The following is a 15,985-nucleotide window of genomic DNA, read 5'->3' on the forward strand; positions in this document are numbered from 1 at the left end:
AACCTATAGCTGAGCTCTTCTAGTTCGATAAAGAGGCGTATTAGTGAGGTCGTTAGGGTTTGACGGCAGGTACTTTGTTACGCATTTCATGTAAAGAGCTCAATCAATCATCCGCAGCACAATTCGACCTCGTCCGTGCCCCGTTTCGCTCTTCTCGTGTGCTAGGCGCACATCTTCCATTGCAAAACTTTGCTCGATGTGAATTGTTAGCTTTCCCTGATCGATTAGACCAGCAATGGCAATCAAATCTTCCTTCGTCGCGATGCCAGGACGAATCAAACCGATGCCGTGTTGCTTCGCTTTCTCCAACGGCGGTTGGCCCGCGATTGAAGCCAATCTGCCTCCTTGCTTCATAACAGACCATGTGCGTGTAAGTGTGTCACCACTCACCGTATCCATTACGAAATCGACATCTTGTACGATTTCTTCGAATCGTTCAGACGTGTAGTCAATCACCTTGTCTGCCCCTAAGGAAGCCACATAGGAAACATTCGTCGGCCCTGCCGTACCTATAACTTCTGCACCGATCCACTTCGCGAACTGCACCGCGAACATACCAACCCCGCCCGCTGCGCCGTGAATCAGAACACGCTCATTCGGCTTCACTTGGCCTTCTGAAACAATGGCACGCCACGCAGTTGTGGCTCCTCCTGATAATATCGCAGCTTCTTCGTAGGATATCGAAGCTGGCTTACGGGCAATCGCATCCTCATGCGCAGTCGTGTACGCTGCATAAGTGCCTTTCGTACTGCGGCCGAATACAGGATCTCCAAGCTGCCAGGTAGACACCCCTGCGCCAACTGCCTCAACGACACCCGCGAAAGCTGTTCCCGGAATATGTGGGAATTGAACCGGCATCGGGAACAATCCACGGCGTATTTTCCAATCCACGGGTAGAACGCCAGCGGCATAGATGCGAACAAGCACTTCGCCTTCTTGTGGCTGCGGAATAGGAACTGTTTCCACTTGCAGCACCTCAGCTTCACCAAAAGCATGGTAACGCACAGCACGCATCAACTTAACGTCTAGCTTGTCCTTAGGATCACTCATCTTGGATCTCTCCTCTTTTCTCCGTTTGTATGCTATATTTAATGTGTATACTCAGCAATTGAATTTAAACTGAGTATACTCAGTAATTTCTCGGATGTCAAGGAGGACTATGAAGCCAACTCAAACCAATACACCTGATCAACTGGCACCATCCAAGGATTCCAGCCTTTCTCCATCCACGCCAACGGCAGGAGATATTTTACAACTATTGATACGTACGACTCATCGTTTGCATACGCAATTTGAGGAGCACTTAGCGATGTTAGGCATCCCAGCTTATTTAACGGGGCCTCGCGTGCGAGTCCTCGTTGCGATTGAGGAAGAAGGCCGAATTCGAATGTCAGATCTCGCGGCCAAATTAGGTATCAAAGCGCGCACGGTCACTCAATTCGTTGACGCACTTGAACAAGAGGCGCTCATCCATCGTACGACGGATCCTGAAGACCGCCGAGCAACCTTTCTCCAGTTGACGGATGAAGCACCTCCCTTAATTGCGAAAGCTCGTGCTGCGATGAGCGAAGCCTCTGATCAGGTACTCCACTCCTTATCCGCTGAAGGCAGAAGTCAACTACAGTCCTTGTTATTCAGCTTATAGGGCTGGTGGATTTTGTATGTAACCAGTGGTAGAATATAGGAGATTGTCCCAATTTCACACTTAGAGGAGAATGGTCATGTCAATTAATGCTTATTTAAATTTCCAAGGAAACACTCGCGAAGTTGTGACTTTCTATGCAGAAGTATTTAATCTGCCCACTCCCAAAATCATTACATTTGGCGACATGCCAGCTCACCCTGACTATCCGCTTCCTGAAGAAGCCAAAAATGGCGTTATGCACGCTCGTCTAGATATTAACGGAAGCCCGCTTATGTTCTCCGATGTATTCCCAGGTATGCCTTACGTTGTAGGAAACAACATCAGTCTTTCCTACGTTAGCGCAAACGCCGATGAAATCCAAAATGCTTTCCATAAGCTCAAAGAAGGCGGAAAAATTGCCATGGAACTTCAAGCAACGGACTGGAGTAAATTGTACGGTCAAGTTGAGGACAAGTTCGGCATTCTTTGGCAGTTCAATCTTGATAGTGGTGAAAGTTTCTAGAACTACACTTAGCTTTCTAAAATGAAAAAGGATTCCAAAGCTCACTTCCTTCAAGTGAGTTTACGGAATCCTTTTTATATACACTATAAGATTGGTGAAATCAGCTTCGAAATCGACTCTAGGAAACGGATGCGAAGCGAGCGCTTCTCATATTCCTCCAGCGTCAACTCCATACACCCATCCATATCCTTCCAGAAGGTGTTTTCCAGCTTTGCTGCTGTCTCTTCATGAAACATCAGCGCATTCGTCTCAAAGTTAAGCCGTAGGCTGCGAATATCGAAATTCGCGGTACCCACTGAGGCCACTTTGCCGTCTACGATAATTGTTTTGGCATGTAGGAAGCCGTAATCATACAGATAGCATTTCACACCTGCACGCAGCAGTTCGCCTACATAATACAACGAAGCCCAATGGACGAATAAATGATCCGCCTTCTCAGGTATCATAATCCTTACATCAATCCCCGATAGCGCCGCAATTCGCAAAGCATTCAGCATACTTTCTTCAGGTATAAAATAGGGGGTTTGCAACAAGATTCGGCTTTTGGCCAAATGAATTAGCTTCAGAAACGTATACACGAAATGCGGCCAAGTTTCATTCGGGCCACTTGCGACAATTTGCATCGGGACCCTACCTTGTACGGCATTCTCCAAAATGGCTGGAAAATACGTCACATCTACTTCCAATGATTCTGTTGATGTTGATGCAAGATTCCAATCCAGTATGAAACGAGATTGCAACGCTCGCACGACGCTGCCAGTCAATCGAAGATGTGTATCCCGCCAGTAACCAAATTTCGGATTTAGTCCTAGATATTCATTTCCAATATTAAATCCGCCAATATAGCCAATCTGCCCGTCAATAATCACGAGCTTGCGATGATTCCGATAGTTAACACGATAATTAAGAAAAGGAATACGAGATGGAAAGAATGCCGCTTTGTGTCCACCTGCCAATAAAAAATCTTTGAAAAATGAATCTTTCAACGTACGCGAGCCGATATCATCGTATAGAAAACGAACCGTCACCCCTTGCTTCGCTTTCCGTGTGAGCACTTCCATGATCCGCTGACCCAAGGTATCATTTTTGACAATATAATATTGCATGTGGATATGGTGCTCGGCAGCTTCAATTCGACTAATCAAATCATTAAACTTCTCGACCCCATCTGTGAAAATATGTACGTCGTTGTCCTGCGACAAAAATGAATCATTCGTAGCTACGTTCAAATAAATTAAATAACGATACTCCATTACCATCGGATCGATATAGGGAAAAGTCCCATCCATAAGCTGCTGCCGCTGCTCACCAATCACAGTCTGCATCCGCTCCTGCATGCGCTTATTCCATTTGTACAGCTTTCGCCGGCTCAAGTTTTGACCCAGCATCACGTACAATAGAAAGCCTAGAATCGGAATGAATAGCAGCACCATTAACCATGACCACGTAGCAGCCACATTCCGCCTTTCTAAAAAAACCACCGTGAGCGCCAATAAAATATTTACGACAAACAACACGGTCAACATATGAGAAATCCAATCCATGCCCATTGTACCACTCCAACCCTCTTTACTCATCTGTATCTATTATACCTGAATTTTCATAATAACGAAAAAAGCCCCCTCATTCTTTCGAATCAAGAGGCTTTCATCCTGTATTTAAGAGGTCATTTCATTGTAAAGTGTGATATATTGCTGCGCAGATTTGCGCCAGCTAAAGTCACCTTTTTTCATATTTTGCTGAATCTTCATCCAACTGTCACGGTCATTCTTATAAAAGAAAACCGCTCGCCTGATGATGTGAAGCATATCATGAGCATTGTAATGCGTGAAGGAGAAACCTGTGCCCTCTCCTGTAAACTCATTATATGGCTGCACCGTATCCTTCAGACCGCCCGTTTCACGAACGATCGGTACGGAACGATAGCGTAGCGCAATCAACTGCCCAATCCCACATGGCTCAAACTGTGATGGCATTAAGAAAAGATCTGAAGCTGCGTAGAACTGGTGTGCTAACGCTTCATCAAAGTAAATGTGCGCCGACACTTTGGTCGGATGTGTGACTGCAGCGTTCCGAAACATTTGCTCATAGACAGGCTCGCCTGTACCAAGAACAACAAGCTGGATGTCCAAGCTTAAGATTTCGCGAAGCACATGCTGAATCAGATCTAGACCCTTCTGCTGTACAAGACGAGTTACCAGTACAATCATCGGGATATCTCCGTTCACAGGAAGTCCTAGACGCTCCTGAAGTGCCGTTTTATTCTGCGTCTTCTTCGGTAAAGAATCCCGATAATTTACAACCAGATTCTTATCCGTCATAGGGTCGAACACGTCGTAATCAATCCCGTTCACGATGCCCGTTAATTGATCCTTGCGGTGACGCAACAGGCTGTCCAAGAATTCACCATAATAAGGAGTTTGAATCTCCTCCGCATACGTCTGACTAACCGTTGTTATCTGATCTGAATACAACAGTCCACCCTTCAGGAAGCTTGCACCACCATGAAGCTCTAGCGCTGTTCCAGAGAAGTGGTCATCCGACAAACCGAACAAATCCTTGAACACTTGTTGGCCAAATACACCTTGGTATTTCAAATTATGAACGGTCGTCATCGTCTTGATCTCGCTAAAGAAAGGCAAGTGCTGATAATGAGCCTTCAGTAACACAGGAATCATACCTGCTTGCCAATCGTGACAATGAATCACATCCGGCTGGAAATCCAGATACGGCAGGGCCTCAATGACACCTCGACAAAAGAAGCCAAATCGCTCCGATTCATCTCCAAAGCCATAAATACCAGATCGCTTGTAATAAAACTCATTATCGACGAAATAATAGGTAACCTCTTCATGCACCAACATATCAATTCCGATATATTGCTTGCGCCAGCCCAACTGCACATCAAATGACGTCACGTGTGTCATCAGATCTCTAAACTTAGCCGGGATATCACCATATTTGGGCAAAATAACACGTACATCAAGTCCCTGACGCGTCAGCTCCTTAGGTAAGGAGCCAATCACATCCGCCAATCCGCCTGTCTTTATAAAAGGAACGGCCTCCGAAGCCGCGAACAGTATTTTCATCTTGCCACTCCTCCAACTTTGCTATAACCTGATCTATCACACGAACTTGCGATTAGATCACTTTGGTTTTCGCTGCAATGAATGGTGCTTTATTGTCACCAGTTAATACCCGCCCGCGGCTAATGAAGACATCCTTATCCAGAATCGCATTCTCGATAATTACGTTTTCCTCAATCTCGCAGTTTTGCAAAATGATACTGTTTTTCACGTAGGCGCCTTTACGGATCTTCACCCCGCGGAACAGAATGCTGTTCTCCACTTTTCCTTCAATCTGGCAACCATTTGCGATAAGTGCGTTCTTAGCGGAAGCGGAGTCCAAATATTTGGCAGGCGGCTCATCCTTAACCTTGGTATAGATCAGATTATTCTTCTGGAAGAACAGCTCGCGCCAAATCGCTGGATTCAGCAGCTGCATGCTGTGTTTGTAGTAGCCTTGGATCGAGTTCACAATTCCCAGATGCCCTTCAAACTTATAGCCATACACGCTAAGCTTATCAATGTTTTTCATAATGCCGTCACGCACCAAATGATCATATCCTTGCGCTAAGCAGGATTCGACCATATCCAGCAGTAAAGCCTTGCTCATAATATACATTTCCATGGAAATGTTATTCGTCCGCAGTCGGCCCGTGTGATCTTCCATCAAAGTAACTTGACCGGTGTCTTTCACAGCCATCCGACGGAATTTCCCATGGACTTCTTCATCGGTTTGCTTATAAATCACGGTAATATCCGCTTGCATATCTTCGTGATAACGCACTGCATCGTTCAAATCCAGATTGCACACCATATGGCTGCGGGAAATAATGACGAACTCTTCTTTACCGCGGTAGAAATAGTCACGATGACTATAGAACTGATACAAATCACCGCGCGAGATGCCCGTCGGTTCATCCAGTACGGAAGGTAGGACGAAAAGTCCCCCACGCTTACGATCCAAATCCCACTCTTTTCCAGATCCCAGATGATCCATGAGCGAACGATATTTGTGTTGTGTGAATACAGCTACATTGTCAATCCCTGAATTCACCATATTCGAGAGTGCAAAATCGATTAACCGATAACGACCACCAAAAGGCACAGATGCCGGGCAGCGGAAATAAGTCAGTTCCTCCAAATCATCCGGTTCATTGACTAAATTAATGACTCCCATCACATGTTTCATCTGACATCATCCCTTCTGATTAGCGTAGCCTGTTACCCGTTCGTTACCGCCAATAAGTACAATTTCACCATTGCCATCAACAACCGCACCATCTTCAACGACCGTATTCTCACCAATAATCGCTTTGATAATCGTTACGTTATTACCAATCTTAGCATTCGGCATAATGACTGAATCTTTAATATGGCTGCCTTCACCAACTTGAACACCGAAAAAGAGAACGGAATGATCGACATCTCCAAAAATCGCACAGCCCTCATTCACCAATGAACGTTTAATATTTGCCGTAGGCGCTACGTATTGTGCAGGTTGGTACGGATTCTGTGAATATACACGCCAGTCTTTATCATTTAAGTTTAACTCATTATTGTCATCTAAAAGGTCCATATTCGCTTCCCATAGACTATCAATGGTTCCGACGTCCTTCCAATAGCCTTCGAATGGATAAGCTAACATTCTCGCTTCATCCTTCAGCATCATCGGAATGATATCTTTCCCAAAGTCTTTACTAGACTCAGGATTCGCTTCATCCTCAAGCAAATACGATTTCAATGCTTTCCAGTTAAAAATGTAAATCCCCATAGAAGCCAGGTTGGAGTTTGCTTCCTTCGGCTTTTCAGCGAATTCAGTAATCTCCTGCTTCTCATTTACGCTCATGATGCCGAATCGGCTAGTCTCTTCCCATTTCACTTCGATTACAGCGATCGTTGCGTCCGCTTTTTTCTCTTTGTGATAAGAAAGCATGAGATCGTAATCCATTTTATAAATATGGTCACCCGAGATGACCAAGACGTATTCTGGATCATACTGTTCGATAAAGCCGATGTTGCGATAAATCGCGTTTGCAGTTCCTTTGTACCAATCTCCGCCTTTTTGCTCCATGAACGGTGGCAGTACAGTTACACCGCCATGCTTGCGGTCAAGATCCCAAGAGCTTCCAATACCAATGTACGTATTGAGAACAAGAGGCTGATACTGTGTAAGAACGCCTACGGTATCAATCCCTGAATTCGTACAATTGCTGAGTGTAAAATCAATGATGCGATATTTGCCGCCAAAGTGAACAGCTGGCTTAGCTAAATTGTTCGTCAGTACGCCTAATCTTCGCCCTTCTCCTCCAGCGAGGAGCATAGCAACACATTCTTTACTGCGCATATTTGATTTCCCCCTTCACCTTCATCAATCTCTGATTGGAATTCACTCACACACTTGATATAGACAGCCGCAAGCGGCGGAATACATAACGATAAACTGTATGGCATACCATGCATGGGACTTGCCTTGCTTGTGATTGGCAGCGTATTTCCTTGTCCGGAACCACCAAATTCTGTAGCATCGCTATTAAATACAACTTCGTAGAGACCTAATTTCGGAACGCCGATCCGATAATCCGGATGAACAACAGGTGTGAAATTACACACAAGAATAAGTTCATCCTCCGGCGATTTCCCTTTTCGCATATAAGTGACAACACTTTGGCTCTCGTCATGGGGATTAATCCATGCAAAGCCTTCTGGATCATGATCCAGCTGCCACAAGGCGGATTCGTTCAAATAAAATTGATTGAGCGACTTCACGTAGTGATGCATCTGCTCATGCTTCTCGTAACCGTCTAACAGAAACCAATCCAGCTCTTCGAGATCCTTCCATTCATCGAATTGACCGAATTCACTTCCCATGAAGAGCAGTTTTTTCCCTGGATGCCCCGACATATAGCCATATAATACACGAAGATTAGCAAATTTCTGCCAATAGTCTCCTGGCATCTTATGCAGGAGTGAACGCTTACCATGCACGACCTCGTCATGTGACAAAGGCAGTACATAATTTTCGCTCCATGCATACATGAACGAGAAGGTAATCAACTTATGATTATATCTGCGGTGGATGGGATCCAGTTTCATATATTTTAGCATATCGTTCATCCAGCCCATATTCCACTTGTAGTTAAATCCAAGTCCACCTTCGTGCACAGGTGCCGTAACAAGCGGCCAATCCGTCGAATCTTCCGCCATCATCAGCGCGTCTGGATAATAGGAGAATACAACTTGATTCAGCTTGCGGATGAACGCAACTGCCTCCAAATTCTCCTCGCCACCGAGTTGATTTCGAATGGGCTCCTCATTCCATCTGCCGAAATTAAGGTGCAGCATAGAAGCAACAGCATCTACTCTGATCCCATCCATATGATACATGTCCATCCAAAATAAGGCATTTGAGATTAAGAAACTCTGAACCTCCGGCCTGCCGAAATCGAAGGTAAGTGTCCCCCACTCCAGCTTCTCTGCTTTGCGCGGGTCTTCATATTCATACAAAGGCTTGCCATCAAACTGACGAAGACCGTGACTGTCCTTGCAAAAATGACCTGGGACCCAGTCCATAATGACCCCAATTCCCTTCTGATGACAGCGATCTACGAATCGCATGAAATCCTTAGGGGCACCGTGCCGACTAGTTACCGAAAAGTACCCTGTTGCTTGATAACCCCACGAACGATCGAAAGGATGCTCCGCTAGCGGCATGACTTCAATATGCGTATACCCCATATCAGCCGCATAATCCACCAATTCAGTCGTTAATTGTTCGTACGTGTACTGCTCCTCGCTTGTACGATCTTTTTTACGCCAAGTGCCTAAATGTACTTCGTAAATGGACAGCGGCTTGTTATAAGCGGGGACTTCTTTCTTCTGCTGCTGCCAGGCTTGATCCTGCCAATCATACCCTTCTAAATCAACCACCCGCGATGCCGTACCGGGCCTTAATTCAGAATAGAAAGCATAGGGATCCGCTTTTAACAAAATCTGTCCTGTCTGACTATGAATTTCAAACTTGTAGTAGTCGCCTTCACGTGCTTCTGGAATGAAGATCATCCAGAGTCCTAATGAACTAATTTTTTCCATCCTATGCTCGCCGGATAGCCAATCATTGAAATCTCCAAGTACAAACACGGTTCTCGCATGCGGTGCCCATACGGCGAATCGAACACCTTCATGACCTTTTTCTTTGCTAACATGTGCCCCTAAGATTCGATAGCTGTGGAAAAGGGATCCTTCATGAAGCAGAAACAAATCCTCGGAGCTGGGTATACCAACATTTGCTCCCACATTATCCCCCCTATTTCGACATGTCTTTGAACTAAGATGTGTGTATCAATTCGGCTCTACCTCTACAAATACAACAAACAGGTAAGGAATTCCTTCAATTCGATACGAATAAAAAAAAGGAAATCTCTCAACCTTCGGTGAATTATTGATAGGACAAGAAATGAAAGGTGGATCACTCATAATGAAAGATAAAGTAAAAGGACTTATCGTAGGTTTAACCATTGGTTCTGTTCTAAGTGGAACTGTAGCATTGGCAGCTGGTACACAAATCGAAGTAGCTTTCCGTAATCTGACGTATATGTTTGATGGTGTCGAAAAAACACCAACGGCTGGTAAAGGTTTCATTTATGAAGGGGATACCTATGTACCCCTGCGCTTTATGAGCGACGCACTTGGCAAGAAAGTTACGTGGGATGATGCAACAAGCACAATATGGGTTGGAAACAATCCGAATCAAGTCGTTGCAACATACACAGGCGGAACGGTGACGAAGGCAGAATTCGATGCTTTCTTTAACCTTAAGGCTTTGTTCAATGGTTCGCATGCTGCTTCGAAGGATAATCTTGAGTATCAGACTAGTGTTCTTAAAGAATTAGTGACGAACCGAATTCTCTATAGTCGCTCATCCGAAGCAGATCAGGCTGCAGCAAAAACAGCCGCAGCTGCACAAGTAGCAGCTTGGAAGCAACAGTTTGGGGAAGATAAATTTAAAGCAGACTTGCAATCAGCGAATTCAACGGAACTTAATCTTCAATATTACCTCGTTGGCAGCATGACAGGGATTAACTATGTGAAATCGAGTATTACAGACGTTCAGTTGAAAGCACAATACGATGCTGCACTTGCAGCGAATAAAGATGCGTTTACGATCGCTTCCGTACGTCATATTTTGATCGGACTTAACGACGCCGAAGGCAAAACCCTTCGTACAAAAGCAGAAGCACTTACACTTGCCAAGGATATTCAAACGAAGCTCAAAAATGGCGGAGACTTCGTAGCGCTTGCTAAGCAATACTCCGAAGATCCTGGTTCAAAGGATAATGGTGGTCTTTATGCTGATGCCGATGTGAGCCAGTGGGTTGAAGGATTCAAAAAAGCAGCGATCTCTCAAGCGGTTGGCACGATTGGTGATCCCGTTGAAACCGAGTTTGGCTACCACGTGATCAAAGTTGACTCTCGTTCTGTTAAACCTTTTGCTGCAGTAAAAGAATCACTGCGTGCTTCACTTGAGCAGGCGCAATTCCAACAATTTACTGAAAAAGAACTGCCTGGTCTGATTGAAAAGATCGATTTAGGTCAATAAATGAGAGTTCAAAAAGTCGGATTTTCAGCACCAAGAAGGTTGCGAGAACCTGAAGAAGGAGGAGCGGAGTGTAGGCTAACTACATGAGTACCGGACTTCGAAGGTGAGCGCAAGATTCGATGTCGAATACACTTCTTGGGTTGCTTCGTGATCAAAAGACGACTTTTTGAACAACTTATATAAATGGTGTACAATGGATGTTTAGAAAAGTTTACAAGTTGAAGGATGGATTACAACATGTTTTATGCAAAAGATTGGGTCGATTATGAACTGCTCGATACAGGGGGCGGCGAAAAGCTAGAGCGCTGGGGGACGATTGTTCTTCGCAGACCTGACCCGCAGATTATTTGGCCACTACAGAAAGAAACGCCTGCTTGGCGTCAAGCTGATGCGCATTATCACCGCAGCTCCAGCGGCGGCGGCCAATGGCAACAAAATGCAGAGCTCCCCGAGCGTTGGACGATTACGTATGATCAGAAACTGACCTTTTATATTAAGCCTACTAGCTTTAAGCATACGGGTCTTTTCCCTGAGCAAGCGGTCAATTGGAAATGGATGATGGACAAGATTAAGGGTGCTGGTCGTCCGATCAAAGTACTCAACCTCTTCGCATACACAGGAGGAGCAACACTTGCGTGTGCGCATGCTGGTGCGGAAGTATGCCATGTGGATGCTTCTAAAGGGGTCGTACAATGGGCGAAGGAGAATTTGCATCTGAGCGGCATGGGTTCTAGACCTGTTCGATTCATTACGGATGATGTTTTCAAATTCGTACAAAGAGAACAACGCCGCGGCAGCAAGTATGATGCGATTATTATGGATCCACCATCCTACGGACGTGGGCCTAACGGTGAAACCTGGAAATTGGAGGATGACCTCTTCCCTTTCATCCAGACTTGCCAATCCATTTTGACGGACAACCCCTTGTTCCTGTTAATCAATTCCTATACGACAGGCATCTCGGCAACTGTGCTTCAGAACATTTTGACAATGGCGATGAAAGACAAGCATGGCGGTACGATCTCCAGCGGTGAAATCGGCCTTCCGATCACCCACTCCGGCCTTATGCTCCCTTGCGGTATTCTGGGACGCTGGGAGGCGTAAACGGTGGCATTGAAGGATGATTACGGTGCATCGCAGATACCGATTATTTTCGAAGACAACCACATACTCGTGGTTGAGAAGCCCGTCAACATGCCTACGCAGGAAGACGAGTCACGTGATCTTGACTTGCTGAACGCCTTGAAAACGGACATCAAGGAGCGCTACAACAAGCCCGGCAATGTTTACCTCGGGCTTGTCCATCGCTTGGATCGTCCCGTTGGCGGCGTGATGGTCTTCGCCAAAACGTCAAAAGCCGCGTCCCGATTATCGGACGCGGTACGAACTAGGCAGCTCGACAAGACGTACGTCGCTGTCGTGCACGGTAAACCCTCCCAGCCAGCCGCTACGCTGCGCCACTGGCTGTGGAAGGATACGCGGACGAATACCGTCAGCGTGGTCAAGGCAGGCCAGCAGGACGCCAAGGAGGCGGTGCTGGACTATAAGCTGCTCGGCAGCCAAGACGGGCTCAGCTTGATCCAGATCAAGCTGCACACCGGGCGGCCGCATCAGATCCGCGTGCAGCTGGCCGCCATTGGCTGCACGCTGTACGGGGACCAGCGCTACGGCAGCGCTGTCAACAAACCAGGCCAACAGCTCGCGCTGTGGGCCACGGCCCTTGCCTTTGAGCATCCTGTGCGGGGAGAGCAGATGCACTTCCGGTCGCTGCCACCTGTGCAGCGGCCTTGGAACGAATTTACCATCCCCGAGCTATGAGGGGATGAAGGCCATTTAATTCGCAACCTTGCCCAATAAATAAATAAGCAATTTCTGATTATGAGCGGAAACGCGATTCAGGTACGAATCCAACAGTTCTTCACGGATTCCACGGCCTCTCTCGCATTCCGCTTTTCCTTTATCCGTCACATGGATCCACACAATTCGGCGATCCTTCTCATCTCGCACACGGGTTATCAACTCCGCTTTTTCCATCCGGTCTAATAAGGTTGTAACGGCAGCAGGTGTCGTGGATAAATACTCGATTAAATCCGAAGGCTTCATACGTTCATGGACTAGGAGCAATTCAAGCACATTCAGTTGTCCTTCCGTAATCGTAGGGGCTAAGCCTACCTCCATCTGATTTTTCAATTCCTTCGATAATTTTAGCCATAGCTTTCCGAATTCATCGGAATACATCCTCATCAACTCGCTTCCATTTTCACCTATTTACAGCAAGTATAGCATGCCTTTTCTCTACTTTAAAGATTAATGCCATTAATATTTTCTTACAAAAATTGCGAGATTCATAGACTTGCTGTGGTTTGCTGATACCTGATGTCGAGCCATCACAGAGTTTGTCTAGTCATGTGTGGAATGTCAAGCGAATCGACTTCTTTTAACAAGTTGCCCAGTACTTACATATACTGATCGAAGGTGTCATGCACCCTTGTAATCAACAACGAGTCCCTATACTTTCGGAGAAACGTGACCGTGCAAGGCTGTAAACTTACTTTCAAGGAGTGATTGGATTGGAAGCTTGGAAAGTGGAGCTAGGCAAAAAAGCGCTGGAAGCCGGTATGCTAAAAGACCCACAGTGGCTGGATCGATTAGATGAACCGATGCCTCTGTGGGTCTTATTAGAGTTAGCTTTTGCATTAATTGAAAGATTGGATCCACCAACGGTTAGTTACGATTGAGGAAAGCGTAAAATCTCAACAATCGATTCTGTTTTCGTCACAGGAATTAGTGATTTGCCTTGGGCTTTGCGATCTTCTAACGGAGCTGTTTCTGTTGAGAATCGCAGCTTCTCGCCATTACTCATCACAGCTGTAATCAAGTAATCCATTTTCACAATAAATGTCCGGATTAAAGCTGAACCGTTAGGTCTGACACGCTTACCTTCTTTGAATTCGAAGGTAATAATCCCCTTCCCGCCGCGACCTTGAATTGGATAGTCTACAACGAGAGATCGCTTCGCATACCCGAGGTCCGAGATCACCAGTACTTCCCCTTCATCCCCATAGATCCACTCAGCTGATACGACTTCATCGTCCTCCTTGAGCTGGATGCCGCGTACACCCGCGGCTGCACGGCCCATCGGGTTTACTTCTTCCTCACGGAAACGAATGCTCATGCCCTGCTTCGTGACGAGAAGAATTTCCTTCGTATTGTCACTCATTTGAACATGAAGCACTTCATCTTGCTCACCAAGTTTACACGCAACGATCGCATTAGAGCGATTCGTCATATATTCCTTCAGCTCTGTCCGTTTCACTTGACCTTTTCGTGTAACGAATACGAGTGACTTCGTCGGATCCTCGAAGCCCTTCACAGGAATGACATTCACGATGCGATCTTCCTTCGCAATCGGGATGACATTCACGATCGCTGTTCCATTCTCTTTCCACTTATACTCTGGAATTTGATGGACAGGCAATAAGTAGTATTGCCCCTTCTTCGTGAAGATCAGCAAGCTCTCGATCGTATTGACATCCAGCAAGAATCGAAGGTAATCGCCATCCTTCAAGCCAGTATTCTCAAGCTCACCACCTGAACGTGTGAAGGAAAGCTTGCTTGTACGCTTCAAGTAGCCTTCATTGGACAAGGTGACAAGCACATCTTCCGCCGTTACAAGAACTTCTAGATTAACTTTCAGTTCATCGACTTCTCCTTGAATCTCGGAGCGGCGATCGATCCCATATTTCTTGCGAATCTCGCCCATCTCATCTTTAATAACGCCTAGTAGTTTCTTCAAGCTGCCAAGAATCCCGCGCAAGTACGCAATTGTTTTCTCAACATCTTTCAATTCCTTCTCCAGCGTTGTGATTTCCAAATTCGTTAAACGGTATAATTGCAGGACAAGGATCGCATCAGCTTGGCGTTCCGAGAATTGAAACTTCGCTACGAGATTATTTTGTGCGTCCTGCCGATTTTTCGAAGCTTTAATCGTCGCAATAACCTCGTCCAAAATATTTAAGGCTTTTACGAGCCCTTCAAGGACGTGTGCGCGATCTTCTGCCTTCTCCAGCTCATACTGTGAGCGGAATGTCACCACTTCTTTCTGGTGCTCAATATAAGCTTCCAGAATCTCGCGAATACCGAGTTGACGAGGTGCTTTGTTCACAATGGCCACCATGTTGAAGTTATACGTCACTTGCAGGTCGGTCTTTTTCAGCAAATAGGCCAAAATCCCTTGTGCATCCGCTTCCTTCTTGAGCTCCACTACGATACGAAGTCCATTTCTTCCACTTTCATCCCGAACTTCCGCGATTCCCTCGATTTTCTTCTCCAGACGGATGTTCTCCATCGCGGTTACTAAACGAGATTTCACCACTTGATACGGAATTTCCGTAATTACTATCTGCTGTCTGCCTCCGCGCATTTCTTCAATCGCGGTTTTGGAGCGGATATAAATACGGCCTTTACCTGTCCGATACGCATCACGGATACCTTCTTCACCCATGATGATGCCTGAAGTAGGGAAATCCGGTCCTTTTACAATCGCCATTAATTCATCTAGTGTAACGTCAGGTTTATCGATCATGGCTGTACAAGCGTCAATAATTTCACGCAAATTATGTGGCGGAATTTCCGTCGCAAACCCCGCCGAGATACCACTAACCCCATTTACAAGCAGATTCGGATATCTGGCAGGCAAGACAGTAGGCTCTTTAGTGGAATTATCAAAGTTATCTTTAAACATAACCGTACGTTTCTCGATATCACGGAGTAATTCCATCGCGATTTCAGATAAACGTGCTTCAGTGTAACGCATAGCCGCAGGTGGATCATCGTCTAATGAACCCCAGTTTCCGTGACCATCCACGAGCGTATGCCCCATTTTCCATGGCTGCGCCATACGAACCATACCGTCATAAATGGACGCGTCTCCGTGCGGATGATAATTCCCCATGACGTCCCCTACGGTTTTTGCAGACTTCCGGTAAGGCTTATCAGGTGTGTTGCCTGAGTCGTACATGGCGTACAGAACACGACGTTGAACAGGCTTCAAGCCGTCTCGAACGTCGGGAATCGCGCGATCCTGAATAATATATTTGGAATACCTACCGAAGCGATCACCCACGATCTCCTCCAAATAGGCTGGTAAAAACTCTTCTAAAATACCCAATTTCACG

Annotated in this window: 14 protein-coding genes; 6 read left to right on the forward strand and 8 right to left on the reverse strand. The window is 46.0% G+C overall.

Features of this window, described 5'->3' with window-relative positions:
* Positions 1 to 99: 99 nt before the first annotated feature.
* Positions 100 to 1,050 carry an NADP-dependent oxidoreductase gene (locus tag GC096_RS02450; protein WP_171628732.1) on the reverse strand — a complete coding sequence of 317 codons (951 nt, stop codon included), beginning with the start codon at positions 1,048 to 1,050 and terminating at the stop codon, positions 100 to 102.
* Between the two features lie 109 nt (positions 1,051 to 1,159).
* On the opposite strand from GC096_RS02450, the gene GC096_RS02455 reads away from it, so the two are divergent.
* Together GC096_RS02455 and GC096_RS02460 are read left to right on the forward strand one after the other, a co-directional pair.
* Positions 1,160 to 1,645, forward strand: coding sequence for a MarR family winged helix-turn-helix transcriptional regulator (locus tag GC096_RS02455; RefSeq protein WP_171628733.1), 486 nt, complete (start codon positions 1,160 to 1,162; stop codon positions 1,643 to 1,645).
* 76 nt (positions 1,646 to 1,721) lie between these two features.
* On the forward strand, positions 1,722 to 2,147 hold the full coding sequence (locus GC096_RS02460) for a VOC family protein (protein WP_171628734.1): 426 nt from the start codon (positions 1,722 to 1,724) through the stop codon (positions 2,145 to 2,147).
* An 83-nt stretch (positions 2,148 to 2,230) separates the two neighbouring features.
* Here the strand turns inward: GC096_RS02460 and cls are convergent, their stop codons facing one another.
* The 5 genes from cls to glgB all read right to left on the reverse strand — a co-directional run bounded on the left by cls (position 2,231) and on the right by glgB (position 9,505).
* A complete protein-coding gene (gene cls, locus GC096_RS02465; protein ID WP_171628867.1) occupies positions 2,231 to 3,691 on the reverse strand; it encodes a cardiolipin synthase in 1,461 nt (486 codons plus the stop codon).
* Positions 3,692 to 3,805: 114 nt separating this feature from the next.
* Entirely contained in the window at positions 3,806 to 5,236 is a 1,431-nt protein-coding gene (glgA, locus tag GC096_RS02470; RefSeq protein ID WP_171628735.1) for a glycogen synthase GlgA, read from the reverse strand.
* Positions 5,237 to 5,288: 52 nt separating this feature from the next.
* Positions 5,289 to 6,401, reverse strand: a complete 1,113-nt coding sequence (gene glgD / locus GC096_RS02475) for a glucose-1-phosphate adenylyltransferase subunit GlgD (protein WP_171628736.1) — start codon at positions 6,399 to 6,401, stop codon at positions 5,289 to 5,291.
* A gap of 6 nt (positions 6,402 to 6,407) precedes the next feature.
* A complete protein-coding gene (locus tag GC096_RS02480) occupies positions 6,408 to 7,556 on the reverse strand; it encodes a glucose-1-phosphate adenylyltransferase (protein ID WP_171628737.1) in 1,149 nt (382 codons plus the stop codon).
* Complete coding sequence (glgB, locus tag GC096_RS02485; protein ID WP_171628738.1) at positions 7,499 to 9,505, reverse strand: 1,4-alpha-glucan branching protein GlgB; 2,007 nt, start codon at positions 9,503 to 9,505, stop codon at positions 7,499 to 7,501. The genes GC096_RS02480 and glgB overlap by 58 nt, the downstream gene beginning before the upstream one ends.
* Positions 9,506 to 9,686: 181 nt before the next feature.
* On the opposite strand from glgB, the gene GC096_RS02490 reads away from it, so the two are divergent.
* From GC096_RS02490 to GC096_RS02500, 3 genes are all read left to right on the forward strand, one after another.
* Positions 9,687 to 10,808, forward strand: coding sequence for a peptidylprolyl isomerase (locus GC096_RS02490; RefSeq protein WP_171628739.1), 1,122 nt, complete (start codon positions 9,687 to 9,689; stop codon positions 10,806 to 10,808).
* A 237-nt stretch (positions 10,809 to 11,045) separates the two neighbouring features.
* A complete protein-coding gene (locus GC096_RS02495; protein ID WP_056620772.1) occupies positions 11,046 to 11,912 on the forward strand; it encodes a class I SAM-dependent methyltransferase in 867 nt (288 codons plus the stop codon).
* Positions 11,913 to 11,915: 3 nt separating this feature from the next.
* The gene (locus GC096_RS02500) at positions 11,916 to 12,626 is read left to right on the forward strand and encodes an RluA family pseudouridine synthase (protein WP_312886168.1); all 711 of its coding nucleotides are present in this window, start codon (positions 11,916 to 11,918) and stop codon (positions 12,624 to 12,626) included.
* A 15-nt stretch (positions 12,627 to 12,641) separates the two neighbouring features.
* Here GC096_RS02500 and GC096_RS02505 read toward each other — a convergent pair whose 3' ends face one another.
* On the reverse strand, positions 12,642 to 13,046 hold the full coding sequence (locus GC096_RS02505; RefSeq protein ID WP_056621812.1) for a MarR family winged helix-turn-helix transcriptional regulator: 405 nt from the start codon (positions 13,044 to 13,046) through the stop codon (positions 12,642 to 12,644).
* A gap of 332 nt (positions 13,047 to 13,378) precedes the next feature.
* On the opposite strand from GC096_RS02505, the gene GC096_RS02510 reads away from it, so the two are divergent.
* Entirely contained in the window at positions 13,379 to 13,546 is a 168-nt protein-coding gene (locus GC096_RS02510; protein ID WP_171628731.1) for a hypothetical protein, read from the forward strand.
* On the opposite strand, the gene gyrA is transcribed toward GC096_RS02510, so the two are convergent.
* Complete coding sequence (gene gyrA, locus GC096_RS02515; protein WP_171628869.1) at positions 13,537 to 15,978, reverse strand: DNA gyrase subunit A; 2,442 nt, start codon at positions 15,976 to 15,978, stop codon at positions 13,537 to 13,539. The genes GC096_RS02510 and gyrA overlap by 10 nt on opposite strands.
* Between the last annotated feature and the right edge of the window lie 7 nt (positions 15,979 to 15,985).

The organism is Paenibacillus plantarum (genome assembly GCF_013141695.1).
GTDB classification, from domain to species: domain Bacteria; phylum Bacillota; class Bacilli; order Paenibacillales; family NBRC-103111; genus Paenibacillus_E; species Paenibacillus_E plantarum.

Bases quoted from the DNA above. Each gene is read 5' to 3' on its own strand.
- GC096_RS02450 (WP_171628732.1), bottom strand. From the start codon at position 1,050: ATGAGTGATCCTAAGGACAAGCTAGACGTTAAGTTGATGCGTGCTGTG.
- glgD (WP_171628736.1), bottom strand. From the start codon at position 6,401: ATGAAACATGTGATGGGAGTCATTAATTTAGTCAATGAACCGGATGAT.
- cls (WP_171628867.1), bottom strand. From the start codon at position 3,691: ATGGATTGGATTTCTCATATGTTGACCGTGTTGTTTGTCGTAAATATT.
- GC096_RS02505 (WP_056621812.1), bottom strand. From the start codon at position 13,046: ATGTATTCCGATGAATTCGGAAAGCTATGGCTAAAATTATCGAAGGAA.
- GC096_RS02490 (WP_171628739.1), top strand. From the start codon at position 9,687: ATGAAAGATAAAGTAAAAGGACTTATCGTAGGTTTAACCATTGGTTCT.
- glgA (WP_171628735.1), bottom strand. From the start codon at position 5,236: ATGAAAATACTGTTCGCGGCTTCGGAGGCCGTTCCTTTTATAAAGACA.
- GC096_RS02480 (WP_171628737.1), bottom strand. From the start codon at position 7,556: ATGCGCAGTAAAGAATGTGTTGCTATGCTCCTCGCTGGAGGAGAAGGG.
- GC096_RS02455 (WP_171628733.1), top strand. From the start codon at position 1,160: ATGAAGCCAACTCAAACCAATACACCTGATCAACTGGCACCATCCAAG.
- GC096_RS02460 (WP_171628734.1), top strand. From the start codon at position 1,722: ATGTCAATTAATGCTTATTTAAATTTCCAAGGAAACACTCGCGAAGTT.
- GC096_RS02495 (WP_056620772.1), top strand. From the start codon at position 11,046: ATGTTTTATGCAAAAGATTGGGTCGATTATGAACTGCTCGATACAGGG.